This window comes from Mesorhizobium sp. ESP6-5, from assembly GCF_020164695.1.
Taxonomy (GTDB): domain Bacteria; phylum Pseudomonadota; class Alphaproteobacteria; order Rhizobiales; family Rhizobiaceae; genus Mesorhizobium; species Mesorhizobium australicum.
The window spans coordinates 201,414-227,440 of sequence record NZ_JAIUGR010000006.1 but is presented as its reverse complement, the minus strand read 5'-3'; the positions used below and the strand labels follow the sequence as shown (position 1 = coordinate 227,440).

Here is a 26,027-nt window from a genome sequence, read left to right as displayed (position 1 = left end):
CGAAATGCCGAGCCAGACCGGGCGCTCTTCCTCAAGCCGTCAATACCCCTGCGAGCAATGCCCGTTGCGGTCCCTGCCGGTGTTCCGGGAGTTCGAGAAGCCGGAGCTGGCCTTCATCAGCAAGTTCAAGAAGGGAGAACTCGCGGTCGACAAGGGTGCCACGGTTCTCGTGGAAGGAAGCCACAGCGCGCATCTCTACACTGTGCTGTCCGGCTGGGCGTTCCGCTACAAGCTGCTGCAGGACGGCCGCCGGCAGATCCTCAATTACCTCATGCCCGGCGATCTCATCGGTCTGCAAGGCAGCGTCATGGGGGAAATGCAGCATTCCGTCGAGGCGCTGTCGCCAATGCTGCTTTGCGTGTTCGAACGCGACAATCTGCTCGAGATCTACCGCAACCATCCGGGCCTCGCCTACGACATCACCTGGATCGCTTCGCGTGAAGAGCGGATGCTGGACGAGAACCTGCTCAGTGTCGGCCGCCGCAGCGCAATCGAACGCGCCGCCTATCTTGTCGCCTTCATCGCCAGCCGCGCCAAGGTCGTGGGCCTGAACGGCACACAGTCCATCCAGATACCGATCACGCAGCAGCACATCGCCGATACGCTTGGCTTGTCGTTGGTTCACACCAACAAGACGATCCGCAAGCTGATGGACCGTCAGCTGATCGTCTGGCGCGACGGCGGTTGCGGTGTCGTCGACATTGAAGGTCTGAAACAGCTCGCCGGCTGGGAAGGGCTGGCGGAGGGCCGCCGGCCGCTGATCTGACCGCACCTTGCAGGGGCGGATCGGGTGCGCGTGACCGGGTTTTCGGGTAGTTTGTCCCGACATCGGAACCTTGAGACGCAAGGCGCGTTTGAAATCGAGCAATCACAAGGAGTTAAGCAATGGCCACCGTCGCAGGGAAGACAGCCAACGAAGCGCGGACGAATCCGGATCTGGAAGCCGACATCAGGCAGCTGAAGGCCGATATCGACAAGCTCACCAAGCAATTGGCCAAGACCGGTGAACACGGCTACGGCACTGCGCGGCGCGCGGCAGCCGAAGGCGTCGAACAGTTGCGCGCCCAAGGGGAGGCCGCCTTCGACAGCTTGCGCGGTAATGCCAGGGATATCGAGGCGCAGATGGTGGCAAGCGTACGCGAAAAGCCGGTGACGTCGCTGGCTATCGCCGCGGGCGTCGGCTTCCTGTTCGCGCTGCTCACGCGTCGCTAGTTCCGCCGAGATGGGACTGCTGGCATCGTTGCTCTCGGGTTTCGCCTCGGGCGAAACCGTGGCCGCCATACGTCGAGCACGGACGGCGGCCATCGTCTATATGCTTGCCGCGCTGGCGGTGTTTTGCGGTATCGGCTTCCTGGTCGGCGCGGCCTATATCTGGGCATCGGCCCGCTATGGATCGCTGGCGGCGGCGATTGGTTTCGGTGTCGGCTTTCTGGTCATCGCAGGCCTTGTTCTTTTGACCCATCGGCTGATGTCGGGCACGCGGATGCGCCGCGAGGCTAGGCGGCGCAAGACCGACATGAAAGCGATCGGCATTACGGCCGCGCTCGCTGTGCTGCCGGCATTGCTCAAAGGTGGGCTCAAAGGTGGGCTCAAGGGAAAAGGTGGGCTCGGGGTTATTCTTGGTCCGGCCGTGGCACTCGCGGCCTATGCCATCTACCGCGAAAATGTGAAGTCCGACACCGACCACCACCCGGATGCCGGCGAGGGGTAGTCGCGCCGGCGGCCATGCTCACGTCATCTCGACAGATCTTCCAGCGGCATCGATATTTCGGCGAAGACCCCATCGCGCCGGAATTCGTGGGTTACTTCGCTCGAAATGACCTTGGCCAGGCTGCGCCGGATGAGGATCGAGCCGAAGCCTTGCCGCTCGGGCGGCGCGACTTCAGGACCGCCGCTTTCGCGCCAGGTGAACACCAGGCGCCTGTCACCATTCTTGCCTTGCGCTTTCCAGTCGAGATCAACCTTGCCTGACGCAACCGACAGTGACCCATACTGCAGCGCGTTGCTGGCCAGTTCGTGCAAGATCAGCCCGAGGCCGACGGCCTGATCGGGCGACAGCAGCAGATCGGCGCCCGAGATTGCCAGCCGCGGCTGGGCGGCGTTGTCGAAAGGCCTGATCTCGATCTGGACGAGTTCGCGGATGCCGATACCGCGCCACTCGCGGTCGGACAGCAGGCCATGGGCGATACCCAGGGCTTGAAGCCGGGCGCTGAAGGCTTTGAGGAATTCGCTCGGCTGGCGGGCATGGCGCACGGTCTGCGTCGCCAGCGCCTGGACCGTCGCCAGCGTGTTCTTGACCCGGTGGTTGAGTTCACGCAGCAGGAGCCGTTGCCGTTCGTCACCGAGCTTGCGTTCCGAAATGTCGTAGTTGACGCCGAAAATCAGCGTCGGCTTGCCTTCGCCATCGCGCTCGATGACACGGCCGCGCGTGGCCACCCATCGCGGTGGATGGAAGCCATTCACCCGGTATTCGCCAAAATAGTCGTCACTGCCGGTCAAGGCATCACGAAAGCTGGTTTCGGTCTGGTGGACGTGGCGTGGATCGATGGCTGTCAGAACATCGCGGGCCCGCAACCTTGTCGAGCGCGGCAGGTTGAACAATTCCGGCAATCGGACGTCGCAGTCGATGACGTCGGTGCGGACGTCCCAGGCCCAACTTGCCAGCGAAGCAGCATCGAGGGCGACGGCGCGCCGCTTTTCCTCGCGCGCGAGCGCGGCTTCGGCGACAGCGCCGGTGCGGGTCGCGTGCTTCAGGGTGAACAGGCTGCCGGCGAGGCCGGCGAGCGTTTTCAACTGGTCGAGCCTGGAGCGGGACGGGTGGGCACCCGGCTTGCGGTGCATGACGCACAGGGTTCCGATCCGCGCTCCCGCGACAATGATCGGGACGCCGGCATAGAAGCGCACATGATGCTTGCCGGTCACCAGCGGATTGGCATGGAAACGCTGGTCGGCTGCTGCATCCGTCACCACCATCGGCTCATCGCCAGCGGCGATGGCGTGCGCACAGAAGGAGATGGCTGTCGTAATCTGTGTTTCTTCCATGCCAGAACAGGATTTGAACCATTGCCGATCGAGGTCGACAAGTGTGACCAGCGCGATCGGCGCGCGCATCACGGCGGCGGCAAAGCCGCCGATGCGGTCGAAATCCGGGTCGGGCGCCGTATCAAGCATCTCAAGCCAGTGCAACACGGCCAGCCGGTGCTCGTCCTGCACGGCGCGCGCAACCTCGGCCGGCAGACCGGCTGCTGTTTCCACCCTGCTATTCAAACCAAGTTCCCGTGACTTGTCTTGATGTCCTTGCCGTCGCCGGCCCGGGACAGCCCTGCAGCCGGAACCATCCTTGCGAGGGACCGTTACCTGAGCGTGATTTGCCGATCGCGTCAGCCGACGCGAAACCAGACGAGGACCCGCCATGGCCAGGAACATTCCCGAAAACAAAGCGCGTCAGGGGCGGTGGGGCTGGCATGGGTTCCGAATCCTGATCGCCGGACTGCTCCTGGTGCTCGTCGCCTGGGGCGTCGCCGAGATCTACGGCGTGTTGATCAAGGCGCCGAACAGCGACGAGCAACATGTCCCCACGCCGCCGAGCACCAGTCCGGCGCCCTCCGGCTGAAGTCAGTCCCTTGATGACTTCACACAGCATCAGGCGGCCTTCACCTGGGCGACGCTGGCCGGCACCAGCACATTGAGCGCTCCAGGTTTGATTTCGATCGTCGTCTCACGATCGAGCCTGACCAGTTCGCCGTCCATGACGGCGCGGAATTTCCTGCCGCCGGAATGGATTTTGAGGGTCACCCTGTCGGCCTGGTGGATTTCGACATGTTCGTTGTCACGCCACTTGCCGCGCGCCACGTTGAACAAAAACTTGACCAGTTCGGCGCGCTGCTGCGCTACCGTGACGTAAATGCCGAGCACGCCACCGGCCGGATTGTCGGCATAGGGCAGGTGACCTTCGCCGAAGAGATTGTTGGTCACGCCGAGGCCGGATATGCGGGCAGTCATCTCCGCTTCACCGATGCCGAGCGTGACCTTCATTGCCGGCGGGTTCTTGATCGTTGCCCAGGCTGCCTTGGCGGAAGCCCCGATCTTGCCCAGGCGTGAGCCGAATTCCATGCCCTGGCGCAGTTGCACCATCTTGGCATGCATGCCGATCGAGAACTGATGAACGAAAGGCTGACCATTGGCCGTTGCCATGTCGACTGCGATGATTTCGCCGTCGGCAAAGGATTTCAGCGCCGCATCGAGCGACTGCGGAATACCAAGGCCGCGCGCGAACAGGTTCATGGTGCCGGCCGGCAATATGGCGAGCGCCTTTTTTCTGCCCATCAGCCTGGCGGCCGCGGCCGAGATGGTGCCGTCACCGCCTCCGGCGAGCACGACGTCGACGGTGCGGCGCGACGCAGCGCTGTCGAGGGTGTCAACGACGTCCTTGCCGGCAACGATGTCGATGCTGAGAGAGTGGCCCGCCGATTCCAGCGTCTGACGCATCCGGTCCGAAAAGGCGGCGAGATCGGTGGTGCGCAAGGTGCCGCCGTCCCGGTTCAGCACCGCCGCGAATTTCATGCCCCGCTCCGCTGCTCACTTCAACCGGCCGGGGTACCCCAGCCGACGGCTGAAACGCGGCAAACCAGGAATAGTTCCGGCAGGGCTGGAATCTCTGGCAGATCCTGGTTTTCAGCAATGGGCAGTCAGATCCGCTTCTTGGGTTTTGGCTTCGGCCATCGCGGTTTTTGTCGGAACAACGGCATGGTCACGACGTTGTGAACCTGCAGAGATGTCGCGTCCGATCCCCAGCGAGGGGTTCAACCGGGTGCGGCATGTACGAAATCAGGCACGAGGAGAGACCATCATGATCCGCACCCTTTTAGCGACGACCGCCCTTGCGACAATGGTTGCAACCGGCGCCTTCGCGCAGAGCGCTGCAACCCCAGCCCCCGCGAATCCGCCCGCCGCCCAGGAGCCGGCCGCGACGGCGCCGGTGCCGCGCGCTGAAGGCAGCATCGTCACCAACATCATCGGCGAAACCGTCTACAATGGCACTGGCGACAATGCCGAGAATATCGGCAAGGTCACTGACGTGGTCTTCGACAAGGATGGCATGGCGAAATCCGTCGTCATCGGCGTCGGCGGTTTCCTTGGGGTGGGAACCAAGAATGTCGCCTTCGACTACGACAAGCTGCAATGGGCCGAGAAGAACGGCGATCGCTGGCTGGTGGCGCAGACCACCAAGGACGAACTGAAGGCGCATCCGGAGTTCGACAGCAAGGCTTACGCGCCGGCCCCGGCCGCAGCGACGAACGCACAAGCGCCGGCCACATCGACCGGCACCGCGCAGCAGTCCACGAACGCCGAGCCGGTCAAACCGGCTGATGGCAACCTCGCCACAAACATCATCGGTGAAAATGTCTACAACGGCACCGGCGATGACGCCCAGAAGATCGGCGATGTGAACGACATCGTGCTGACCAAGGAAGGCAAGGCGCAGTCGCTGATTATCGGCGTCGGCGGGTTCCTGGGCATGGGCGAAAAGAACGTGGCTTATGATTTCGCCAAGGCGCAGTGGGCACAGAAGAACGGCGACCGCTGGCTGGTGGCGCAGACCACCAAGGAAGAGCTGCAGGCGCAGCCGGATTTCAACCGCAAGGCCTATGATCCGGCGCCGGCAACGACGGCATCCAATGAACCGGCGCCAACCGCGCCCGCAGCGGCGCCGTCCGCCGCGACAGCTCCCGCCGCCGCTCCGGCGGACAAGACCGCGGCGGCGCCGGCTGACGCCACGGCTCCTGACCAGACACAGACCGCGGCCATCGACAAGTCCAAGCTTACCGAGATGCCGGTTGGAGAGATCAGGGGCGACGACCTGAAGGGCACGACGGTCTATGGCGCCAACGACGCCAAGGTGGGTGAGATCGGCGATGTGGTGCTGACGCCCGACAAGAAACCCGACGCCGTGATCGTCGATGTCGGCGGCTTCCTCGGTATTGGCGAGAAGGAGGTCGCGGTCGGCATGGATAATTTGAAGTTCATGACCGACAAGAACGGCAAGAAGTATCTTTATACGACCTTCACCAAGGAGCAGCTCGAGAAGCAAGCGGCTTACGACAAGGGCTCCTACGCCCAGAAGCGCGACGAGCAGCGTCTGATCGTCCGGTAGAATACTTCGACAGACAAGGATACTTCGATAGGGAAGGATACAGGGCGGTAGGGTAATCCCCTACCGCCCTGCTTGCGACGTGGAATATCCAGCCACTCCGTTTTCCGTCAGTTCCAAGAGGGCAAGCGACTGGTCGAGATGTTCGGCCCGCCAGGCGAGCAGCCTTTCGGCGAATTCCAGCCGGGTCGAACGATGTGCCGGGCTGCCGGCGAGGTTCTTCAATTCGCCAGGGTCGTCCTCCATGTCGAAAAGCAGCGGCGGCAGGCCGCCGCCAAAATGCACGTATTTGAATTTCTTCGTGCGGATGACAGCGAGGTTGCACTGGCGCGAGGTGATGCCGAAATGCCGTTCGGCTTCACCGCCGGCGATCGAGCGAAAGTCGAACTCCCAGTGCGCGGCGTCGCGCCAAATGGCGGGCGTTCCACCGCTCAGGAAGGGTTTCAGCGAGCATCCGTCAAGGTGCGGTTCGGGAGCCACGCCGAGCAGGTCGATGAGCGTAGGCAAAATGTCTACCGCTCCGGTGAAGCGATCGACAGCGCCGCCGGCGGCCTTGCGGTGGCGTGGATCGCGGATGATCAGCGGGATATGGTAGCTGCCGTCGAAATAGCCGCCCTTGCCCAGCATGAAGTGGTCGCCCATCATTTCGGCATGGTCGGAGGTGAGCACGATGATGGTGTTGTCCCACGCGGCTTCGGTCTTCAGCGCTTGCCACAGGCGGCCGAGCTGCGCGTCCACCTCCGAGATCATGCCGTAATAGATCGCTCGGATGCGGCGGAAATCATCCTCGCTCCAGTCGTGCACCTTGCCCGTGGCGCCGGGGCGGAACTTCGCTCGTTTTTGGCGATCGAGATCATAGGCGACGTAGGGGTGGCCCTGAGATTCGGCGCGCCAACTTTCCGCGCGGTGAAAAGCGGGGCCGTCCGCGGGATCGTATTGAGTGTTGTACGGTTCCGGTACGATGAAGGGCGGATGCGGGCTGATAAAGGAAAGATGCGCAAACCACGGCGTGGCCTCGTCCTGCTCGCCCAGCCAGCGGATGAACTCGCCGGCAAGGAAGGCCGTCGGCGTCTGGTCCCTGGAGTAGACGGGTGGCGCTTCGGTCACCGCACCGTCGACCTCGCCCACCGGACGATGAATGTCAGGACTTCCAGCGCCGGCATCGATGCCTTGCTGCTTCAGCCAGGACAGCCACTGCTTCTGATGTTCGGGCAGCAATTGGCGCGCCGTGAAGCCGGGCAGAACACCCTCATAGCTGTGCAACCGCGGATCGGCCGGTGCAAGCTGGCGCGGATCGAGCGACACATCGGTATAGCCGAACAAGGTCGGATCGTAACCGACGCTGCGCGCGGCGAGCGCAATATTGCCATGGCGGGCGTCGAGCGGCGTGCCGTTGCGGCAGACACGATTGTTCATCTGATAGAGGCCGGTGTAGAGGCAGGCACGGGCCGGTGAGCAAGGCGCCGCGCCGCCGTAATGGCGCTTGAACAGCACGCCGTCGGCGGCCAGCGCATCGGCATTCGGCGTCTTCACCTGGGGATGGCCGACAGCCGACAGGCAATCGCCGCGCCACTGGTCGCAAGTGATGAGAAGGACATTTGGCCGCCTGCCTTTTCCAGTCACTTGCGCTTACCCCTCTCCAGCACGTCGAATGCGCACATGGAACCGATTCCATCCACCGCGCAAGACCAGGGCTGTTTGCTAAACGGTGAACAAGGATCTTGGGATTGTTCACTTTTAAGGCACAGTCCATCCTGTGTTTGCAGCCTTTGCCATACTCGCTCGTATCCTCATATTGGCCAGGAGAGCGGCGAGGGCCGCACAAACACCAAGGGAAGGAGCAGAGACCATGCTCGACCAGATCAAGGGCCTGCATCACGTCACCTCGATGGCCAGGGATGCACGGCAGAACAATGATTTCTTCACCCACAAGCTCGGCCTGCGCCGGGTCAAGAAGACCGTCAATTTCGACGCGCCCGACGTCTACCATCTCTATTATGGCGACGAGGCCGGCACACCCGGTTCGGTGATGACCTATTTCCCGTTTCACAACATCGGCAAGGGCCGTCCTGGCGTCGGCGAAGTCGGCACCACGGTCTATTCCGTGCCGGAAGGAACGCTCGCCTCTTGGGAAAAACGCTTCACCGACGAAGGCGTAACCAATGTCGCCCGCGAGGAAAGCTTTGGCGAGAAGCGGCTTGCATTTGCCGGCCCGGACGGCGATGGCTTTGCACTGGTCGAGGCCAAGACCGACGGCAGAGCGCCCTGGGTGAAGGGCGGTATTGCCGCGGACGAGGCGATCCGCGGCTTTCACTCGGTTTCGCTGAGACTGAAGGATGGCGGCGCCACCGAGGAGCTGTTGAAGTTCATGGGTTACGAGGAGGTCGACAAGTCAGGCAATGTCAGGCGGCTCGCCGTCAAGAACGGCAATGGCGCCGATTTTGTCGATATCGAAACGCTGCCGACCGCACCCTTCGCCGATCTCGGCGCCGGCTCCGTTCATCATGTCGCCTTCGCCGTCGAGAATCGCGCCAAGCAGCTCGAAGTGCGCAAGGCGCTGATGGACACGGGTTATGGCGTGACGCCGGTGATCGACCGCGATTATTTCTGGGCGATCTATTTCCGCACGCCGGGCGGCGTGCTGTTCGAAGTCGCCACCAATGAGCCGGGTTTCGACAAGGACGAGGACACCGCCCATCTCGGCGAGGCGCTGAAGCTGCCGACGCAGCATCAGCATCTGCGGCAATATCTCGAACAGCATCTGCAGAAGCTGGAGGGCTGAGACGATGAGCAAGGACGCTTACGCCCACAAGGTGCTGCCTGGTTCGCCGGGTGGTCCGCTGCTTTTCGTTTTCCATGGCACAGGCGGCGACGAGAGCCAGCTTGTCTCGCTGGGGCGCGATCTCGCGCACCAGGCCACCATCGTCTCGCCGCGCGGCGATGTGTCGGAGCAAGGTGCCGCGCGCTTCTTCCGCCGCACCGGCGAGGGCGTCTATGACATGGACGACCTGGCGCGGGCCACGGCCAAGATGGCGGGCTTTGTCCAGGCCCATGTCGAGGCGGCGAAGCCATCGGCCGTGCTCGGCCTCGGCTATTCCAATGGCGCCAACGTCCTGGCTTCGCTGGTGTTCGAAACCCCTGACCTGTTCGACGCCACAGTGCTGATGCATCCGCTGATCCCGTTCGAGCCGCAGGTGAAGGGCAGCCTTGCCGGTCGTCACATCCTGGTGACTGCCGGCAGGCGCGATCCGATCTGCCCGCCGAACCTGACGGCGCGGCTCGAAGCCTATTTGCGCGCCGACGGAGCCGATGTCACAGTGGAGTGGCACGAAGGCGGGCACGAGGTGCGGCCAAACGAAATCGAAGCGGCGCGGCGGCTTTTCGCCACCATCGCCCAAGGAGTGTAGAGATGCCCGATCAATTGCCAGAGATCGAACTTGAAGATCGCGGCTCCAAGGGTCGCTACGTCCTGCGCGGTGCAGGCGGTGCCGAGGCGGAGATGACCTTCACCAAGATCGGCGAGCACCAGCTGATCATCGATCACACCGAAGTGCCGGACGCCTTTCGCGGCCAGGGCGCCGGGCTTCGGCTCGTCACCCGCGCCGTCGAGGACGCGCGGGCAGCAGGCAAGAAGATCATCCCGCTCTGCCCGTTCGCCAACGCCCAGTTCCGCCGTCACCCGGAATGGGCGGATGTGCTGAAGCAGTAGGGTCCGCAAGCACAAAGCGGATGTGTAGGAACAGAGCTAAACGGGCGGCCATTGCCGTCCTGTTGGCTTTGTAATTTGCCCCGGCGGCACATCTTGCCTAGATATGATATATCGCCCTGCCGACAAACAGACCGAATGATCCCCCATATGACCGAAACAGACCTCGTCCCCGTCTTTGACGGCCACAACGACACGCTGCTGCGTTTGCACCAGGCGAAAGACGCGGACGTCGAGAAGCTGTTCATCGAAGGGAAATCGGGCGGCCATATCGACTTGCCGCGCGCCAGGGCCGGCGGATTTGCCGGCGGCATGTTCGCCATCTTCCCGCCGCCGGTCGAGAAAGCGCGGCGCAGCGCCGTGCCTTCGGCGCCGAGCGACAGCGAACCGCTGCCGCCCGAGGTGCCGCGCGCCGATGCGCTCAACTCGACGATCGCGATGGCGTCCATCCTCTTCCGGCTGGAGCGCGCCGGTGCATTGGCGATCTGCCGCAGCGCCGGCGATGTGCGCAATGCCATGGCGCAAGGCACGATCGCCGCGGTGTTCCACATCGAAGGCGTCGAGGCGATCGATCCCGAACTCACCATGCTCGACGTGCTGCATGCCGCGGGCCTGCGCTCGCTCGGCATCGTCTGGAGCCGGCCCAATGCGTTCGGTCACGGCGTGCCGTTCCGCTTTCCGTCCTCGCCGGATACCGGTCCGGGCTTGACCGATGCCGGCAAGGCGCTGGTCAAGGCCTGCAATGAACTGAGGATCATGATCGATCTCTCGCATCTCAACGAGAAGGGTTTTCGCGACGTCGCGGCGCTTAGCGATGCGCCGCTGGTCGCCACCCATTCCAACGTGCATGCGATCTGCGGCCATTCGCGCAACCTCACCGACTGGCAGCTCGGCGCGATCCGCGACTCCGGCGGCATGGTCGGGTTGAACTTCGCCACCGGCTTCCTGCGCGAGGACGGCCGCATGAATGCCGACACCAGCCTCGACATCATGGTGCGTCATATCGATTCCCTGCTGCAGGCTTTGGGTGAGGATGGCGTCGGTCTCGGTTCGGATTTCGACGGCGCCATGATCCCGGCGGTCATCGGCGACGTTGCCGGCCTGCCGAAACTCATCGATGCGCTGGCGGCGCGCGGTTTTGGCCGCGCGCTGATCGAAAAGATTGCCTACCGCAACTGGCTAAGCATGCTGGAAAGAACGATAGGTTAGGGCGCCTTATTCGAAGCCCATGCGCTTCAGCCAGTCCTTGCCGACGCCGCGATCGCGAATGATCGGCAGCGGGTTTTCCGCATCGATCCGAGCGCAAATGCGATAGACCTCCAGCGTCTCGGCGCTCATCTCGCCACGCTTATAGAAGAACATGGCGGCGGCATAGCGCGTGCGGCCAGACCATTTCTCGCCCAGCGGCGTGTTGACCAGCTCCCACTGTTCGGCGGCTTCACCTTCTTCCTGCTGCTTGCCCGCTTCCTCGGTCATGGTCAGAAATCCGCCGGCGGATTGGCGGTACGGCGGTCGAGCTTGATGAAGGGTCGCGCCACCACCTTGGCCCGTTTCATCAGCTTCTGGTACTGCAGCTCGCGCATGGCGTAGATCTCGACCCAGAGATCTTCCACGACAGTATCACCATAGGGCCGCGCCAGCGAGGCGATGGCGATGTTGCGCTTGGCCATCGGCGACCACATGGCGGCGCTGACCAGGCCGACCTCCTGGCTCTCTCTGTGATAGACGATCGCGTGTTCGGCCGGGATGTTGCCTTCGATCTCCAGTCCGACGAGGACATGCCGAAGCTTGCGTTTGGCGCGGGCCTCGAGGATGGCGCGGCGGCCATTGAAATGGCCCTTCTCCAGATCGATCATGAAGCCGAGCCCGATCTCGTCGGGCGTGCGCGAGCGGTCGGCGCGGATGGCGTGCTCGGCGGTGGTGAAATCGGCATTGGCGACGATCAGCCCAGCCTCGAGACGGGCACGGTTAAGGGCGGTGTAGCCGATCGCCCTGATGCCGTGCAGTTCCCCAGCTGTCATCAGCCGGTCCCACAGGCTCAGCGCCTTTTCGGCCGGAACGAACAGTTCGTAACCGAGATCACCGGTAAAGCCGGTGCGTGAAATGATGGCCGTGCCGCCGTCGTGCGGAAATTCGGCAAGGTCGAATATTTTCAGCCTCTCGACACCGGCAAAACCGGCGTCGCGCAGCACAGCGAAGGATGTGGGCCCCTGCAAGGCGAGCCCGGCGACGGCCTCGGTCTCTTCCTCGACGATGACGTCGAAACCAAGGGCGCTGTCCAGCAGCCACGGCAGATGCCGCTCCTGCGAACACAGCCGGAAGCGGGTCGGCGAAAGTCGGAACAGCGTCCCGTCGTCCAGCACAAAACCCTCGTCGTCACACCAAGCGGTGTAATGAACGCGGCCGGTCCTGAGCTTGGTGACATCGCGCAAGGTGACGCGATCGAGGAAGGTCTGGGCATCCGGTCCTTCGATCCGGTATTTGGTCATCGGCGAGATGTCGAAGAGTGCTGCCTGACTGCGGATGGCGAAATATTCGAGCTCCTCGTCCCAAAGCGAATGCGGCGCGCGGTAGCCGGCCCAATTGTACCAGTCCTGGGTCTTGGCCAGCGCGTCGAGGCGCGGCTGGAACGGCGTGCCGAGGCGCAGCGTGCGGAAGTGGGATTGGGCTGCGATGCGGGCTGTCAACGGAATGGAGGCTTGATGGGTCATGATGGCGCCATGGAGTGCAGCGTCGGCCAGTTGAGACATCAAGTCACCCCTTCATCGCAATGACGCGCCGCGCGGCATTCAATCCTGGCGCACCGGAAACTCCACCACCAGGATGCGAACCCGCGCCGGCCAGGAACAGCCCGTCGAGCGGCGTGTCGTAGCCCGACCAGCCGGAGACGGGACGCGAGATCAGCATCTGATCGGCCTGCAATTCACCGTGGTGCCAATGGCCACCCGGCATGCGGTAGCGCTTCTCGATGTCCGCAGGGGTGAGCAGTTCGGCATGAATCACCGTCTTACCAATGCCAGGCGCATAGGCTTCCAACTGGGCCATGATTGCCTCGAGGAATTTCGGCTTGCCGGCATCCCAGCCCTCTTTCATCCGATAGGGTGCGTATTGCACCACGGCGGACAGCACGCAGGCGCCGTCGGGCGCTAGTGACGGATCGGCGAGACTGGGCAGCGTGATTTCCATCACCGGCTCGGGCGAGAACTCGCCATATTTGGATGGATTGAAGGCACGCTCGACATGATCGGGGGAGGGCGCGATCACCAGTCGGCCCTTATGGCCGGCGGCGTCGACACCGGCAAACCGCGGCGGCCGGTCGAGCGCCAGATGGAGCTTGGCGGCATCGCCCCTCATGCGGATGTTTTTCACTTTGCGCACGAAGCCGGTGTCGATCTCGCGCGGTCCGACGAGATCGAGGAAGGTGGTCGTCGGATTGATGGCCGAGACGATCGTTCGGGCGCGAAGCTCCTCGCCATTGTCGAGGGCAACGCCGACGGCGCGGCCTTTCTCGACAATGATCCTGGCGACGGGCATCGATGCGCGGATCATGACGCCAGCCTTTTCGGCAGCCGTGCGGATGGCGGCGACCACCGCGCCCATGCCGCCCTTTGGCAGCAATTGCGCTCCGGCCGCACCGCCGCTCTCTCCGCTCAGACGATAATAGAGGCCGAGCAGCGAGGTCGGCGAGCGCGGGCCGAGATGGCTGCCGAGCGTGGCGTCGAAGGCGAGCAGCCCCTTCAGCCTGTCGTCGGCGAGTTGTTCGTCAAGCAAGTCGGCAACGTTCATCAAAAGCACGCGCAGGAAGTCGCGCATGTCTTCCTTGCCAAGTTTCTTCAGCGCCACCGCGGTGTGGCCGAGCGAAGCGGCCTCCAGCAGCGACATGCCGCCGAGATCGGGCGGCCGGCGCGACAGGAAGGGTTTCAGGATGCCGGCATAGCGCAGCAGTTGTGCGCGCAATTCCTTCCAGGCGGACTGTTCCGACGAACTGGCGCCGGTCAGCACCTCGCCATAAGCGCCATGCAGGACAAGCGGCGGTCCATCTTTCGACAATGCGACCGACGGCAGGAAGTCGGCGCGAGCGATCTGCAGCCCGTGCTTTTCCAGCTCCAGCGTTTTCACCACATCGGGATGCAGCCGGTTCAACACATGCGCGATGGACGAAGCGCGAAAACCGGGCGCAAATTCCTCGGTCCGCGCGGCGCCGCCGGGTTCGGCTCCTGCTTCCAGCACCAGCACCTTGCGGCCGGCCTTCGCCAGCGTGGCGGCAGCGACAAGCCCGTTGTGGCCGCCGCCGATGACGATGGCATCAGATGACGTCATGGGCCGGGCTCATATGCGAGGTGGATTTTGCGAGATCGCGCAGGATTTCGGCGGCTGCGTTGCGGCCGGGCGCACCCATGACGCCGCCGCCGGGATGGGTCGAGGAGCCGCACATATAGAGGCCGCCGACCGGCGACCGATATTGTGCATAACCGGGCACCGGACGGTTGAACAGCAACTGGTCGAAGGTCAGCTCGCCCTGAAAGATGTTGCCTTCGGTGAGGCCGACCTCGGCCTCGATCTCGCGTGGCGTGCGCACCTCCATATGGACGATGCGGTCGCGGAACCCGGGTGAATAATCCGATATCTGCGCAATCACGCTTTCAGCAAAACCGTCACGATCGGCGTCCGTCCACTCGCGACCAGCGATCTTGGGCGGAGCGTACTGCACGAAGCAACTCATGAAATGTTTCCCTGGCGGCGCCATGGTCGGGTCGAGCGTCGTCGGGATGACCATGTCGAGGAACGGATCGGCGGACCAGCGGCCGGCCTTCCAGTCGTCATATGCGCGCTCCATGCGCTCCATCGAATCGGTGAAATGCATGTCGCCGCGATAGACCGGCGAGTCCTTCGGCAGCGCCGGGAATTCCGGCAGCGAATCGAGTGCTATGTTGACCTTTCCGGAGGATCCGCGAATCTTGAAGTTCTTCACCCGGCGCAGGAAGATGTCGGGCAATTCCTTCTCCTTGACCAGCTTCAGGAAAGTGCGCTTCACGTCGGCATTGGAGACGACCAGCTTGCCGTAAACCTCCTCGCCGCCGGCCAGCACGACGCCCCTGGCTTTGCCACGGCTCACCAGCACATGGTCGACCTCGGCGCCGGTGCGTATGGTTCCACCCGAGGCCTTGAACGAGGCGGCCAGCGCCTTGGTCACGGCGCCCATGCCGCCGCGCGCATAGCCCCAGGCGCCGACCGATCCGTCGACCTCGCCCATATAGTGGTGCAGCAGCACGTAAGCGGTGCCAGGCGACATCGGCCCGAGTGCCGTGCCGATGATGCCGGACAGGGCGAAGTTCGCCTTGATGACGTCGGTCTCGAAATATTCGTCGAGGAACTCCGAGATCGACATGGTCCAGAAGCGCAGCGTCAGCGCCATTTCCTCGGCGGAGAGACCCGCGAATTTCTTGCCGAGATAGAGCAGTTCGCCGAGGTCGCACGGGCGCAGACTGGTCGGATCCGGCGCGGTGCGCATCAACAGCGGCTGGATGAAGCGGCACTGCCGCGTCACGTCGCGGGCGTAGCGGTCATAGGCCTCGGCGTCCCTTTTGGAGAAACGAGCGAATTCCCGCCGGTGCGCGTCGTGGTCGCGATAGTTGGCGAGGTAATCGCCATCCCGGGTGAACACCGCGCCGCCCTCATAGGAGATGACTTGCAGGCCGAAGCGGGGGAGCTCCAGATCGCGCATGATCTCGGGTCGGAACAGCGAGCAGACGTAGGAGCAGTTGGAGTAGAGGAAGCCCGGCGTCAGTTCCCTGCTTGTGGCGGCGCCTCCGACCCAGTCGTTCTTCTCCGCAACCAGCACGTCGAGACCCGCGCGCTGCAGGTAACAGGCGTTGACCAGGCCATTGTGTCCGCCGCCGATGATGATCGCATCCCAAGCTTTCATTGTGGCCCAGTGCTCATCTGCGTCCCGCTCTTCATTTCTGCGTGATCTGTCCCCTAATGCGTGGAATTTGGCACGGCACCAGCCATTGTGTCCAGCCATTCTGAATGAATGTTCAACAAATGATGTTGCGTTTTTCCGGACATGAGTTACGCTTTGCCGGCGTTCGAACCCAGTAATCCGTCCATTGGGAACCGAGGCTGATGATTGAAACGGCAGACGCCACCCCGGAGTATGACGAGGCCGCCATCATGAGCTGGGAGGCCATGCAGAAGGTGCTTGACAGTGCGAGCACCGTCCCACTCATCTTCGCGGGTGGAAGCCGGATGCAAAGGGATAGCCGGCGATGCTGGAGACCATCACACGCATGAAAACGGCAGACGCCAGGGACGCGCTTCTTGAACCGGCGCGGAAAGCCGAATCCGAGAAGCGCGGGCGCAAGGCCTCGAAGGAGGTCAGGCAGCTTCAGCTCATCGAGGCGACGATCGATTCGCTCGCCAAGCGCGGCTATTCGGAAACGACGATGGCCGATGTCGCCGACGGCGCCGGCCTGTCGCGCGGCATCGTCAATTTCCATTTCGAGAGCAAGGAAAAGCTGCTCGTCGCGACGCTGCAATATATGTACGACGAGTATTCCGCGCACTGGCGCAATGCCTTGCAAAAGGCAGGAGACGACCCCGCGCGGCAACTCCAGGTCCTCGTCGCGGCCGATTTCGACCGCTCCATCTGCAACAAGCGCAAGCTTGCCGCATGGTGCGCCTTCTGGGGAGAGGCCAAGTCGCGGCCGACCTACCAGGCGCTGAGCAGCGCGCGGGATGCCGTTTACCAGAATATATTCATCGACCTGTGCGCGGCTCTGAAACAGAGCGGCGACTACGCCTATGAGCCGCAGGTCATGGCGCTGGCGCTCAGCGCCATGCTGGAAGGCTTGTGGCTGCGGTTGATGATGGGAACCGAGGACACCACGCGGGAGACCTCCTTGCAGGCGGCCAATGAATTCCTGTCGGCGGCTTTTCCGAAACACTACCCGCTGAAGGCCGCCAGCCCAACGAGATCATAAGAAGAGACGAAACCATAAGAAACCGCAGAGGATGGAACAGCAATGAAGACACTGACAAGGCGCCTGACGCTGACGCTCGCGCTGGCGGGAACACTGGCGGCTTCGGCCGCGGCGCTGGCGATCGCGGCCGACAAGGATCTGATCGTGTTCGACTGGTCAGGCTATGAGGATCCGAGCTTCCACCCGAAATATGTCGAGAAGAACGGCGATTCGCCGACCTTTGCCTTCTTCGGCGATGAGGACGAGGCGTTCGAAAAGGTCCGTTCCGGCTTCAAGGCCGACCTTGGCCATCCCTGCTCGCAGAGCGTGACGAAATGGCGCGAGGCGGGCCTGCTGCAACCGCTCGATACCTCGAAGATCACGGGCTGGAAGGATCTCAACCCCGGCATCATGGCGATGAAAAATCTCGCCACGACGGAGGACGGGAAAGCCTGGTTCATGCCCTGGGACTGGGGCAACACGCAGCTTACCTACAACTCCTCCAAGATCGACGAAAAGGACGTGCAGTCGCTGAAGGCGTTCGCCGATCCGAAGTTCAAGGGCCGCGTTTCGATCGGCGACAATGTCGACGATGCCTATGCGCTGGCGAGCCTCGCCATCGGCCTGAAGGACTGGACCAAGATGACCGACGACCAGTTCAAGCAGGCCTCCGACTTCCTGCGCCAGGTGCACAAGAACGTGCGCTCCTACTGGACTGATACCACCGACGTCGTCCAGCTTCTGAGCGGTGGCGAAGTCGATCTCGCCTGGGCCTGGAACGATGCGACCGTACAGTCGGTCGCTGCCGGCGTGCCGATCAAGTCTAAGAAGGACACGGCGGAAGGCATCTCGACCTGGGTGTGCGGCTACGTGCTGTTCAAGGATGCGCCCGGCAATACCGACAAGGCTTATGACTATCTCAACGCGGTCAACGATCCGGAGACCGCCAAGGTGCTGGTCAAGGACTGGGGCTACGGCCAGGCCAACGCCAAGGGCATGGCCGGCGTCGATCAGGCCATCCTGAAGGAAAAGGGCTATGACGACGTGCAGAAATTCGTCGACAAGACGCTGTTCCAGCAGCCGCTCCCGTCAGATCTCAAGCTCAAGATGATCGCCGAGTTCGAGAAGATCAAGGCTGGCTATTGAACGACAAGACAGAAAGAACCGACGTCGTTATCGTCGGCGCCGGCTTCACCGGGCTGTCGGCGGCGCTCGAGTTGAAGAGGGCCGGCGTCGGCTTCCTGCTGCTCGAGGCACGCGACCGCGTCGGCGGGCGGGTCGAGGCCGTGTGGAACGGGCTTGGCGAGCGCATCGACAACGGCGGCCAGTTCCTGTGCGAGGACATGCCGCAGCTGATGGAACTGGCCCAGGCTCGCGGCAAGACCTTCGTCGAGACTTATGTCGAGGGCGATTTCATCACTTGCCCGTCAATGTCGGTCGGCCGGGCCGAGCGGACCTATCACGCCTCGATGGCGATCCGCGAACGCATGAACAGCATCGAGCCCAACGATCCCGCCATTGCGGGATTGACCGTTGCCGAGTGGCTGGAGCGGCAGGATGACGTGGGCGAGGCCAAGGCGGCCTTCCGGTCGATGATCGAGGGCCTGTGGTGCCTGGCATTGGAGAAGGTACCGCTCTGGTATCTGATCGACAATGACCGGCGTATCACCAATGAGGTGCCGGAGCTGCAATATTCGCTGCGCGAGACCATGCAGTCGTTGGCCGATGATCTGGCGGAGGACCTCGGCGACCGGGTGAGGCTCGGTGAACCTGTCACCCGCATCGAATACGGTCCGCCAGGGGTTCGTGTCGTCTCGAGCAATAGCGTGATCGAAGCGCGAGAAGTTCTGGTCGCCGTGCCGCCGGCGACAGCCGCGAAGCTCGATTTTACACCCGCCTTGCCGGCAGCCCTGGAAACGGCGCTCGGCGCCTGGGAAAGCGGCGCGGTGATCAAGGTCCTGGTGCGCTATCCCAAGCCGTTCTGGCGCGAGCGGGATTTGAGCGGGATGGTGATGTGGCGCGATCTGCCGGGGCTGTTTGCCTGCGACGCCAGCAGGGATCCCGATCATGCGGCGCTTGTCGTCTTCGTTGGCGGACCACTGGCGCTGCGCTGGCACGAACTCGGCGAGTCGGATCTGCGGACACAGGTGACGACGAAGCTTGTGGAGGCGCTCGGTGCGGAGGCGGCGGATGTTCTCGATTTCAGCCGCCGTGACTGGACGCATGATCGCTGGAGCGGCGGTGCCTATAGTGACCTGATCGTCGATGTGTCGGCGAGGGGTGCCGAGGCCACCATTCTTGCCGGCGCACCGCCGGTGCATTTCGCGTCGTCGGAATTGTCGCCGTCATTCCCGGGCTATGTCGAGGGCGCGATCGTGGCCGGGCGTATCGCGGCGCGCACGATCATCGCCGGAGTTCAGTCGGCCATCGCGACCAGCGCTTCCGGATCATAGGCAAGGCGGATCGAGGTGCCGACTGGAATGTCATCGGCGCCGAAATCGTTGGTCTCGGTCACCGAGAGCGGCTTCTCCAGGCCAGGGATTTCGACGATCAGATGGGTGATCTCGCCGAAATAGTGGCGTTCCACCACCTTGCCGGCGACCTCGAACTTGGCTGTCGCGTTGTCCCATAGCACGCGCAGGCGCTCCGGTCGGATGCCGAGCGTCGCGCCGCCGCCATTGCGCACGAAAGCCTTCGGCTTGTCGGTCTTGATGCGGCCGAAACCCAGCGTGTCGACGATCAGCGAGGCGCTGTTCTCCTCGACGATCTCGGCCTGGACGAAATTCATGCCGCCAAGGAAGTCGGCGACCTGGCGGTTTACCGGGCGCTGGTAGATTTCCTTCGGGGAGGCGACCTGCGCGATCTTGCCGCCGAACATCACGGCGATGCGATCGGACATTGCGAGCGCTTCATACTGATCGTGGGTGACCAGGACGAAGGTGATGCCGACGGCCTGCTGCAGGCGGCGCAGTTCGACCTGCATCTGCTCGCGCAGCTTCTTGTCGAGCGCCGACAGCGGCTCGTCGAGCAAAAGCACCTTAGGTCGCATCACCAGGGCGCGGGCGAGCGCGACGCGCTGCCGCTGGCCGCCGGAAAGCTCCGTGGCAAGCCGCTTGCCGAGGCCGGTGAGCGAGACCTGCGCCAGCGCCTCCTCGACCCGGCGCTTCTCTTCGCCACCCTGCAGCTTCAACCGCTTCAGCCCGTAGGCGACGTTCTGCTCGACATTGAGGTGCGGGAAGATCGCGTAGCTCTGGAACACCATGTTGGTCGGCCGGCGGTTGGCCGGTATGCCTTCCATGGGCTGGCCGCCAACCGCGATCGAACCGCTGGTCGGATTGTCGAAGCCGGCGATCATGCGCAAAAGCGTGGTCTTGCCGCAGCCCGACGGGCCGAGCAGCGAGAAGAACTCGCCTTCCCTGATAGTGAGGGATGCGTCGTCCAGCGCCTTGAACGCCCCATAGCTGCGGGTGACATTGCGGATATCGATCATCGATCTTTCGGATTGGATCCTGTCCGCGTGAGGGCGCTCGATCCGCGGCTGCTCAAGCATAGAGGCCTCCCTCGTTCTGGGTGCGTCTGGCCGCGCGGCGACGCAGGATTTCAGCAATTGTCATCAACAGGAAAGAGGCAACCAAAAGCAGCGTGCCCAGCGCCAGCACGCCGGGCAGTTTCGAGGCGAAACGCAACTGGCCCCAGATGTAGATCGGCAGCGTCGCCTCGGTGCCGGTGAGGAAGAAGGCGATGATGAATTCGTCCAGTGAGATGGTGAAGCAGACCAGAAGGCTGGAAATGATCGCCGGCGCCACCATCGGCAGCGTCACGCGCCGGAAAGTGCCGAAGGCGCTTTCGCCGAGATCGGCGGAGGCTTCCTCTAGGCTGCGGTCGAAACCCTCGAAGCCGGAAGTCAGCACCGTCATCGAATAGGGAATGCAGACCAGGACGTGGCCGAGCACGACGGTGAACAGCGAAAGACCGAGGCCCAACTGCAGCATCACCAGCAGCATCGAGATGGCCACGATCACTTCGGGCAGCACAAGCGGCGCCATGATCAGACCGTTGATGGCGCGGCGGCCGGGATAGCAGTAGCGGGTGATCGAGCGGGCGGCGAGGATGCCGAGTACGGTGGAGAGGATGGCCGCCGAGACGCCGACGACCAGGCTGTTCCAGGCGGCATCGAGCAGCGTCGGCGTGCGCGGCAGGTCTTCGTACCATTGCAGGGTGAAGCCGGTCAGCGGGAATTTCGGCGTCGCCGCCGTGTTGACCGAGAAGATCGGCAGGAAGATGACCGGCAGATAGAGGAAGACGATATAGAGGAACGCATAGGCCGACAGCCAGCCGCCCGGCAGGAAGCGCCGCGCCTTCATCGCGCCATCCTTTGCAAGCCGCGGATGATCAGCACCGTGGCGCCGGCCATCAGGGAGACGATCAGCATGGTGGTGACCGAAAGTGCGGCACCGAGCGGCCAGTTGGCGGCCTTGCCGAACTGCGCTTGGATGGCATTGGCGATCATGACCCCGTCCTTACCGCCGACGAGTTTTGGCGTGACATAGTCGCCGACCGTCGGGATCATGACGATCAGCGCCGCGGAAATGATGCCTGGCGCAGACAGCGGCAAGGTCACGCGCAGGAACGACCGGAAGGGCCCATCGCCAAGGTCGGTGGCCGCTTCGACCAGCGTGCGGTCGACCTTCTCCAGGGACACGAAAATCGGCAGGATGGCGAAGGCCGCCCAGGCATGGGTGAGCGTGATGATGACGGCGCTCGAATTGTAGAGCAGGGCGGTCGACGGTTCGTCGATGATGCCCAGACCCATCAGGCCGGAATTCAAGACGCCGTTATAGCCCAGGATGACCTTCCACGACATCACGCGCAAGAGATAGCTGGTCCAGAACGGGATGGTTATGAGGAACAGCCACAGGCTCTTGTGACGGCCGCCATGGAAGGAAATGAAATAGGCGATCGGGTAGGCGAGGACGACGGTGAACAGGCTGACCGTCAGCGAGATGTAGAGCGAGCGCCACAACAGATCGCGGTAGATCGGCTCGGTCAGTGCGACGCGATAGTTTTCCAGCGTGAAGGTGCGGTCGATGGTCAGGTAGTGCTGCGTCCAGAAGGAATGGGCGATGACCACCAGGATCGGCAGGACCAGAAGGATGAGAGCGTAGAGAAAGGTCGGGCTGATCAGGGCAAAGCCTTGTACAGGCTCGGATTGCAGAAGGGCATTTCGTCTGGCCCGCGTCAGGCCCAACGGGGGCGACCCTTCCGCAGCCACCGTCATTGCCAGACTCCGGGGGGACGGGCTCCGGGTGCGATCTCGATTGCTGGCCTGCACTGTCCCGCCATACGGCATCCCATTGGGCTGGCGCCGGCTATTGTTCCCCTTGCCGGCTTTCTTTCATCATGCGCGCATCCGCGGATTGAAATCAAGCGCTAATTCTGCAATATTGATTGAACGAACATTCAAAATCGTGCGAGCGGGGCGGCGATTTCGGCCGTGGCGAACCGGATTGATGCCCGGAAAATTCGGGGATGATGTGGAGGCGATAATGGCGGCTGTGAGGGATCTGAAGGCACGCGAAACGGCTGGTTCTGGCGGCGACGATGCGGTCGAGCTGGCCAGGCGTCATCTCATCCAGCCCTGGCCCTACGCCGGCTCCGTCGGTTCGGAGGCGCGCGCGCTGATCGGCGAGGGCGATGGCATCTACATTACCGACAGCACCGGCAAGCGGCTGATCGACGGCCCGGCCGGCATGTGGTGCGTCAATGTCGGGCATCGTCGCGAGGAACTCGCCAAGGTGATGTACGACCAGGCGATGGCGCTGTCCTACAACACGCCCTGGTACACGATGAACGCGCCGTCGGCGGAGCTTGCCAAGCGCATCGCCGGCCATGCCCCAGGCGACCTCAGCCACGTCTTCTACACCACGGGCGGTTCCTCGGCGGTCGAGACGGCGCTGCGCTTCATGCAGTTTTACAACAATGTGCGCGGCCGGCCGGAAAAGAAGCTGATCCTGAGCCGTGGCGACGCCTATCATGGCTCAACCTATCTCTCGGCCTCGCTCAATGGCCGCCCGCGCGACCGCGACTGGATGGATGGCGCCGACGATCTGGTGGTCAAGCTCGCCTCCCCCGACCCGTTCCGCCGGCCGAAAGGCATGAGCATCGCCGCTTTCACCGATTTCCTTGTCGACCAGTTCCGCGATACGGTCGCGCGTGTCGGTGCCGACAGAATAGGCGCGTTCGTCGGCGAACCCATACAGGCGTCCGGTGGCGTCATCATTCCGCCGGACGGCTACCTCAGGCGCATCCGCGAGATCTGCCGCGACAAGGATATTCTTTATATCTCCGACGAGGTGGTGACGGGCTTCGGACGTCTGGGTCATGTCTTTGCCTCGGGCGACGTGTTCGGCATCGACCCCGACATGATCACTTTCGCAAAGGGCGTCACCTCGGGTTATTTCCCGCTTGGCGGCGTCATCATCTCGGAGCGGCTGCTGGAGGAATTACGCCGTTCCAATCATCCCGACGCGATGTTCGGCCACGGCCTGACCTACACCAGCCATCCGGTCGGCTGTGCCGTGGCCTTGAAGAATCTCGACCTGCTGGAAGAAAGCGTGCTTGCTCACACGCAGGCGGTCGCGCCCTATTTCCAGGCGCAATTGAAGACGCTGGAAGAGCTGCCGCTGGTCGGCGAAGTGCGCGGCGTCGGGCTGATGGGCTGTGTCGAATGCGTCGCGGATCGTGAAAGCAAGGATCCGCTGCAGCTCGACAAGGATGTCGGCAAACGCATCGACGCCCACTGCCACGAGCTTGGCCTGCTGGTGCGGCCGCTGATCAACATGTGCGTGATGTCGCCGCCGCTCGTCATTACGCGCGAGCAGATCGACGACATGGTCGGCATCCTGCGCGAGGGTATTTCACGCACGATGGAAGATCTCAGGAAAGAGGGTGTGTGGCAGGGGTGAGTTTCTCCTTCTCCCCGTTTTCACGGGGAGAAGGTGCCCGAAGGGCGGATGATGGGCAGCGCTGACGGGGACTTCACCAATCAGCAGGGTTGTCATGCCCGCGACCTCAGCGCGTCGTTCAAATCCCACATGTCCTTCTCCTCCGGCGCCGTTTCCAGGCCGAGCACCGGAACCTGCTTGCGCAGGTGGTCGTGGTGGGTGCGGACGCCATATTCGAGGTCGGAGAGATAAAAGCCCTCGAAAGCCTCGGACAGCATGGATTCGTTCGACCAGACCGAGAGCTGCACATCTTCCGACATGGTGTCGCGATCGATGCGGAAGGAGAGGTAGCGGGCGGCGGCCTGCTCTCGGCTCTCGTCGCGGTAACGATAGATGGCGCCGCGCAGCAGCGTCTCACCCGTCGACAGTGGGAACTCCTGATAAAACTGCACTGATTCCGGCATCACCGACAGAACGGCGTTGGGAAAGATACCGTAATAGACCCAGGCCTTCCTGAGATGGTCAGGCAGATGCGTCGGCTCCGGCGCGATCTTGACGTAGTTCTTCACGCTCCAGCGGCGGCCGGCATGCGGGTTGTAGGTGGCGAAGGAGCGCGAGACGCCATTGACGAAGGGCTCGTCGAAATAGGTGGCGCCATAGAGATCCTGCAAGGCCGGATGCGCCATGGCGACATGATAGCCTTCATTATCGACATCGCGCACCGACTTCCAGTTGACCGGCGTCTTCTGGGTCCAAATACCCCAGGAAGGCACCATGTCGGCGGCCTTGTAATGCGCGAATTCGGGTTCGATCGGCCTCAGCAGCTCGGCAACGGAGGGCTGTGGCCCGCCATTGCGGAAGCGGATGAAGATGAAGCCCATCCAGATTTCGAGATCGAGCGGCATCAGGCCAAACTCGGTCTTGTCGAGGTCGGGGAAAGAGCGCGGGCGGGCGGCGCCGCGCAGCGTGCCGTCGAGATTGTAGACCCAGCCGTGAAACGGACAGACCAGCGCGTTCTTGCAATTGCCCTGGCTGTCGGCGACGACGCGGCTGCCGCGATGGCGGCACATGTTGTTGAAACCGCGTACCACGCCGTCCTTGCCGCGCACGATCAGGGCGCGTTCGCCAATGACATCCATGGTGAGGTAATCGCCGGCGTCCGGTATGTCGCAGACATGCCCGACGATCTGCCAATGATTGCGGAACACATGCTCCTTCTCCAGTTCGAGAAGGGCGTCGGAATGGTAGCTCCAGCCCGGCAGTCCCCGCCGGTCCCAATCGTTCGGGATTGCCACGTCACGGAGGTGCGGGTTCATAAAACGTCTCTTCTTTTATTGAATATGCATTCAATATAATCATATTTTGCATTGAAATGCAATGGCTTGTGGAAATGTGACTGTTCCGCAGCGAAAATGTCGGCGCTGGTTCCATGGGAATCCCGCGCCGTTGCGGGCTTCGAAAACCCCGGAAAATCCGGATCTTAGCCAGAGTTCCGTAACTGCCCCCGATCGCTGGCTCGCGCCGCCAATCGTTCACGCGGCTACCGGTCGTGCACGCCTTGCAACCGCCACCCCCCGGGCCAAAACAGCCAATGACCGACCCTGCCCGGTTTTGCCCGTATCGATGTTTCAATCCGGTTACATTGCCAAGCTCTCGTCACCTTTGCACCGTTACAAGGCGCGATTAAATTCGTTTAATCGCAAAAAGAAAATCAACGAAGGGGATGATGATGCATGCGAAAGTCCAGATCACCAGCGGCAACCGCTTTCAAGCTCCAGAGCGCGCTGACCGCCGCCCGAAGCTGGCCCTTCGCCAGCGCGCCAGCGACCACCCGATGGGAATGTTCATGGCGCTGGCTGCTTGCGCCTTCGCCGGCATGGCGTTCACGCCGACGGTCGGCCCAGCCTTCGCTTCGTTGAACCCGCCCGCCAACGTCATCGAAGGCGCGCCGACCACGACCACGACCGCCCGCCTGCCTATGCCGGCAATCGATTTCGCCTGCAGGGGGCAGGCCTGGGGCGCCGAGAGCGTGGATTGCCTGCGCGCCATTGCCGAGCAGTCCGGAACGCACAAGATCCGCGCGATCCGCATGATCGCCAACGCCGCGCCGCTGACCAGCACGCCCAACATCTTCTGATTTCTGCCTCTGCGTTTCTGCCGGGGCATGATCCCGAAACCGGTTCCCGTTTGGGGATCATGCCCTACCTCCCCGAGCGCTTCTCGGCGCTCGCTTCGGCTCCCGCCGCGATGTCGGCCGGGAGCCT

General features: G+C 63.0%; 25 protein-coding genes. 14 read left to right on the top strand and 11 right to left on the bottom strand.

What is annotated here, in order from left to right:
• Window positions 1-4 precede the first annotated feature (4 nt).
• The 3 genes from LB524_RS12145 (at window position 5) to LB524_RS12135 (ending at window position 1,711) form a co-directional block, all read left to right on the top strand.
• Window positions 5-766: a Crp/Fnr family transcriptional regulator gene (locus LB524_RS12145; protein ID WP_224526596.1), complete on the top strand. Its 762-nt coding sequence runs from the start codon at window positions 5-7 to the stop codon at window positions 764-766.
• 119 nt (window positions 767-885) lie between these two features.
• A complete protein-coding gene (locus LB524_RS12140) occupies window positions 886-1,212 on the top strand; it encodes a YqjD family protein (protein WP_015315401.1) in 327 nt (108 codons plus the stop codon).
• Window positions 1,213-1,222: 10 nt separating this feature from the next.
• On the top strand, window positions 1,223-1,711 hold the full coding sequence (locus tag LB524_RS12135) for a hypothetical protein (protein WP_140720109.1): 489 nt from the start codon (window positions 1,223-1,225) through the stop codon (window positions 1,709-1,711).
• A 23-nt stretch (window positions 1,712-1,734) separates the two neighbouring features.
• On the opposite strand, the gene LB524_RS12130 is transcribed toward LB524_RS12135, so the two are convergent.
• Window positions 1,735-3,267, bottom strand: a complete 1,533-nt coding sequence (locus LB524_RS12130) for a sensor histidine kinase (protein WP_224526593.1) — start codon at window positions 3,265-3,267, stop codon at window positions 1,735-1,737.
• Between the two features lie 145 nt (window positions 3,268-3,412).
• Here LB524_RS12130 and LB524_RS12125 point away from each other — a divergent pair, with 145 nt between their 5' ends.
• Window positions 3,413-3,613, top strand: a complete 201-nt coding sequence (locus LB524_RS12125; protein ID WP_023774118.1) for a hypothetical protein — start codon at window positions 3,413-3,415, stop codon at window positions 3,611-3,613.
• Window positions 3,614-3,642: 29 nt separating this feature from the next.
• Here LB524_RS12125 and LB524_RS12120 read toward each other — a convergent pair whose 3' ends face one another.
• Complete coding sequence (locus LB524_RS12120; protein WP_140616737.1) at window positions 3,643-4,563, bottom strand: diacylglycerol/lipid kinase family protein; 921 nt, start codon at window positions 4,561-4,563, stop codon at window positions 3,643-3,645.
• A gap of 286 nt (window positions 4,564-4,849) precedes the next feature.
• Between LB524_RS12120 and LB524_RS12115 the strand changes: the two genes are divergently transcribed.
• Window positions 4,850-6,154, top strand: a complete 1,305-nt coding sequence (locus LB524_RS12115) for a PRC-barrel domain-containing protein (protein ID WP_224526590.1) — start codon at window positions 4,850-4,852, stop codon at window positions 6,152-6,154.
• Window positions 6,155-6,214: 60 nt separating this feature from the next.
• Here the strand turns inward: LB524_RS12115 and LB524_RS12110 are convergent, their stop codons facing one another.
• Complete coding sequence (locus tag LB524_RS12110) at window positions 6,215-7,774, bottom strand: alkaline phosphatase family protein (protein WP_224526588.1); 1,560 nt, start codon at window positions 7,772-7,774, stop codon at window positions 6,215-6,217.
• Between the two features lie 226 nt (window positions 7,775-8,000).
• Between LB524_RS12110 and LB524_RS12105 the strand changes: the two genes are divergently transcribed.
• From LB524_RS12105 to LB524_RS12090, 4 genes are all read left to right on the top strand, one after another.
• Window positions 8,001-8,933, top strand: coding sequence for a VOC family protein (locus tag LB524_RS12105; RefSeq protein ID WP_224526585.1), 933 nt, complete (start codon window positions 8,001-8,003; stop codon window positions 8,931-8,933).
• A 4-nt stretch (window positions 8,934-8,937) separates the two neighbouring features.
• Window positions 8,938-9,558 (top strand): alpha/beta hydrolase, encoded by a 621-nt coding sequence (locus tag LB524_RS12100; protein ID WP_015315409.1) that lies wholly within the window; start codon window positions 8,938-8,940, stop codon window positions 9,556-9,558.
• A 2-nt stretch (window positions 9,559-9,560) separates the two neighbouring features.
• Entirely contained in the window at window positions 9,561-9,860 is a 300-nt protein-coding gene (locus LB524_RS12095) for a GNAT family N-acetyltransferase (RefSeq protein WP_015315410.1), read from the top strand.
• 147 nt (window positions 9,861-10,007) lie between these two features.
• On the top strand, window positions 10,008-11,066 hold the full coding sequence (locus tag LB524_RS12090) for a dipeptidase (RefSeq protein ID WP_140616741.1): 1,059 nt from the start codon (window positions 10,008-10,010) through the stop codon (window positions 11,064-11,066).
• 6 nt (window positions 11,067-11,072) lie between these two features.
• On the opposite strand, the gene LB524_RS12085 is transcribed toward LB524_RS12090, so the two are convergent.
• Genes LB524_RS12085 through LB524_RS12070 form a run of 4 tightly spaced genes read right to left on the bottom strand, consistent with a single transcriptional unit; the run spans window position 11,073 to window position 15,783 of the window.
• Window positions 11,073-11,333, bottom strand: a complete 261-nt coding sequence (locus tag LB524_RS12085; protein WP_140712727.1) for a hypothetical protein — start codon at window positions 11,331-11,333, stop codon at window positions 11,073-11,075.
• 2 nt (window positions 11,334-11,335) lie between these two features.
• Complete coding sequence (locus LB524_RS12080; RefSeq protein WP_224526755.1) at window positions 11,336-12,568, bottom strand: aminomethyltransferase family protein; 1,233 nt, start codon at window positions 12,566-12,568, stop codon at window positions 11,336-11,338.
• A 43-nt stretch (window positions 12,569-12,611) separates the two neighbouring features.
• Complete coding sequence (locus LB524_RS12075) at window positions 12,612-14,177, bottom strand: phytoene desaturase family protein (RefSeq protein ID WP_224526582.1); 1,566 nt, start codon at window positions 14,175-14,177, stop codon at window positions 12,612-12,614.
• The gene (locus LB524_RS12070; protein ID WP_224526565.1) at window positions 14,164-15,783 is read right to left on the bottom strand and encodes a phytoene desaturase family protein; all 1,620 of its coding nucleotides are present in this window, start codon (window positions 15,781-15,783) and stop codon (window positions 14,164-14,166) included. Before LB524_RS12070 ends, LB524_RS12075 begins: the two co-directional genes overlap by 14 nt.
• Before the next feature lie 343 nt (window positions 15,784-16,126).
• Between LB524_RS12070 and betI the strand changes: the two genes are divergently transcribed.
• Genes betI through LB524_RS12055 form a run of 3 tightly spaced genes read left to right on the top strand, consistent with a single transcriptional unit; the run spans window position 16,127 to window position 19,272 of the window.
• Entirely contained in the window at window positions 16,127-16,840 is a 714-nt protein-coding gene (gene betI / locus LB524_RS12065; protein ID WP_411909909.1) for a transcriptional regulator BetI, read from the top strand.
• A gap of 42 nt (window positions 16,841-16,882) precedes the next feature.
• A complete protein-coding gene (locus LB524_RS12060) occupies window positions 16,883-17,965 on the top strand; it encodes an ABC transporter substrate-binding protein (protein WP_140616746.1) in 1,083 nt (360 codons plus the stop codon).
• A complete protein-coding gene (locus LB524_RS12055; protein WP_224526560.1) occupies window positions 17,962-19,272 on the top strand; it encodes a flavin monoamine oxidase family protein in 1,311 nt (436 codons plus the stop codon). Before LB524_RS12060 ends, LB524_RS12055 begins: the two co-directional genes overlap by 4 nt.
• Here the strand turns inward: LB524_RS12055 and LB524_RS12050 are convergent.
• The 3 genes from LB524_RS12050 to LB524_RS12040 are packed head-to-tail and all read right to left on the bottom strand — an operon-like array spanning window position 19,236 to window position 22,097.
• Window positions 19,236-20,309 carry an ABC transporter ATP-binding protein gene (locus LB524_RS12050; RefSeq protein ID WP_224526557.1) on the bottom strand — a complete coding sequence of 358 codons (1,074 nt, stop codon included), beginning with the start codon at window positions 20,307-20,309 and terminating at the stop codon, window positions 19,236-19,238. The genes LB524_RS12055 and LB524_RS12050 overlap by 37 nt on opposite strands.
• A gap of 52 nt (window positions 20,310-20,361) precedes the next feature.
• Window positions 20,362-21,183, bottom strand: a complete 822-nt coding sequence (locus tag LB524_RS12045; protein WP_224526554.1) for an ABC transporter permease — start codon at window positions 21,181-21,183, stop codon at window positions 20,362-20,364.
• Window positions 21,180-22,097 (bottom strand): ABC transporter permease, encoded by a 918-nt coding sequence (locus LB524_RS12040; protein WP_015315422.1) that lies wholly within the window; start codon window positions 22,095-22,097, stop codon window positions 21,180-21,182. Before LB524_RS12040 ends, LB524_RS12045 begins: the two co-directional genes overlap by 4 nt.
• Window positions 22,098-22,365: 268 nt before the next feature.
• On the opposite strand from LB524_RS12040, the gene LB524_RS12035 reads away from it, so the two are divergent.
• On the top strand, window positions 22,366-23,784 hold the full coding sequence (locus LB524_RS12035; RefSeq protein ID WP_224526551.1) for an aminotransferase: 1,419 nt from the start codon (window positions 22,366-22,368) through the stop codon (window positions 23,782-23,784).
• 92 nt (window positions 23,785-23,876) lie between these two features.
• Here LB524_RS12035 and LB524_RS12030 read toward each other — a convergent pair whose 3' ends face one another.
• Window positions 23,877-25,079 (bottom strand): aromatic ring-hydroxylating oxygenase subunit alpha, encoded by a 1,203-nt coding sequence (locus LB524_RS12030; protein WP_140662947.1) that lies wholly within the window; start codon window positions 25,077-25,079, stop codon window positions 23,877-23,879.
• A 413-nt stretch (window positions 25,080-25,492) separates the two neighbouring features.
• Here LB524_RS12030 and LB524_RS12025 point away from each other — a divergent pair, with 413 nt between their 5' ends.
• Window positions 25,493-25,900 (top strand): hypothetical protein, encoded by a 408-nt coding sequence (locus LB524_RS12025; protein ID WP_041163657.1) that lies wholly within the window; start codon window positions 25,493-25,495, stop codon window positions 25,898-25,900.
• The last annotated feature ends 127 nt before the right edge of the window (window positions 25,901-26,027 follow it).

What these genes read in the sequence shown, in the direction of transcription:
- LB524_RS12115 (WP_224526590.1), top strand. Translation starts at nt 4,850, where the DNA reads ATGATCCGCACCCTTTTAGCGACGACCGCCCTTGCGACAATGGTTGCA.
- LB524_RS12125 (WP_023774118.1), top strand. Translation starts at nt 3,413, where the DNA reads ATGGCCAGGAACATTCCCGAAAACAAAGCGCGTCAGGGGCGGTGGGGC.
- LB524_RS12090 (WP_140616741.1), top strand. Translation starts at nt 10,008, where the DNA reads ATGACCGAAACAGACCTCGTCCCCGTCTTTGACGGCCACAACGACACG.
- LB524_RS12100 (WP_015315409.1), top strand. Translation starts at nt 8,938, where the DNA reads ATGAGCAAGGACGCTTACGCCCACAAGGTGCTGCCTGGTTCGCCGGGT.
- LB524_RS12120 (WP_140616737.1), bottom strand. Translation starts at nt 4,563, where the DNA reads ATGAAATTCGCGGCGGTGCTGAACCGGGACGGCGGCACCTTGCGCACC.
- LB524_RS12045 (WP_224526554.1), bottom strand. Translation starts at nt 21,183, where the DNA reads ATGAAGGCGCGGCGCTTCCTGCCGGGCGGCTGGCTGTCGGCCTATGCG.
- LB524_RS12070 (WP_224526565.1), bottom strand. Translation starts at nt 15,783, where the DNA reads ATGAAAGCTTGGGATGCGATCATCATCGGCGGCGGACACAATGGCCTG.
- LB524_RS12140 (WP_015315401.1), top strand. Translation starts at nt 886, where the DNA reads ATGGCCACCGTCGCAGGGAAGACAGCCAACGAAGCGCGGACGAATCCG.
- LB524_RS12135 (WP_140720109.1), top strand. Translation starts at nt 1,223, where the DNA reads ATGGGACTGCTGGCATCGTTGCTCTCGGGTTTCGCCTCGGGCGAAACC.
- LB524_RS12035 (WP_224526551.1), top strand. Translation starts at nt 22,366, where the DNA reads ATGGCGGCTGTGAGGGATCTGAAGGCACGCGAAACGGCTGGTTCTGGC.
- betI (WP_411909909.1), top strand. Translation starts at nt 16,127, where the DNA reads ATGCTGGAGACCATCACACGCATGAAAACGGCAGACGCCAGGGACGCG.
- LB524_RS12050 (WP_224526557.1), bottom strand. Translation starts at nt 20,309, where the DNA reads ATGATCGATATCCGCAATGTCACCCGCAGCTATGGGGCGTTCAAGGCG.
- LB524_RS12080 (WP_224526755.1), bottom strand. Translation starts at nt 12,568, where the DNA reads ATGACCCATCAAGCCTCCATTCCGTTGACAGCCCGCATCGCAGCCCAA.
- LB524_RS12085 (WP_140712727.1), bottom strand. Translation starts at nt 11,333, where the DNA reads ATGACCGAGGAAGCGGGCAAGCAGCAGGAAGAAGGTGAAGCCGCCGAA.
- LB524_RS12145 (WP_224526596.1), top strand. Translation starts at nt 5, where the DNA reads ATGCCGAGCCAGACCGGGCGCTCTTCCTCAAGCCGTCAATACCCCTGC.
- LB524_RS12025 (WP_041163657.1), top strand. Translation starts at nt 25,493, where the DNA reads ATGCATGCGAAAGTCCAGATCACCAGCGGCAACCGCTTTCAAGCTCCA.
- LB524_RS12030 (WP_140662947.1), bottom strand. Translation starts at nt 25,079, where the DNA reads ATGAACCCGCACCTCCGTGACGTGGCAATCCCGAACGATTGGGACCGG.
- LB524_RS12095 (WP_015315410.1), top strand. Translation starts at nt 9,561, where the DNA reads ATGCCCGATCAATTGCCAGAGATCGAACTTGAAGATCGCGGCTCCAAG.
- LB524_RS12040 (WP_015315422.1), bottom strand. Translation starts at nt 22,097, where the DNA reads ATGACGGTGGCTGCGGAAGGGTCGCCCCCGTTGGGCCTGACGCGGGCC.
- LB524_RS12060 (WP_140616746.1), top strand. Translation starts at nt 16,883, where the DNA reads ATGAAGACACTGACAAGGCGCCTGACGCTGACGCTCGCGCTGGCGGGA.
- LB524_RS12105 (WP_224526585.1), top strand. Translation starts at nt 8,001, where the DNA reads ATGCTCGACCAGATCAAGGGCCTGCATCACGTCACCTCGATGGCCAGG.
- LB524_RS12075 (WP_224526582.1), bottom strand. Translation starts at nt 14,177, where the DNA reads ATGACGTCATCTGATGCCATCGTCATCGGCGGCGGCCACAACGGGCTT.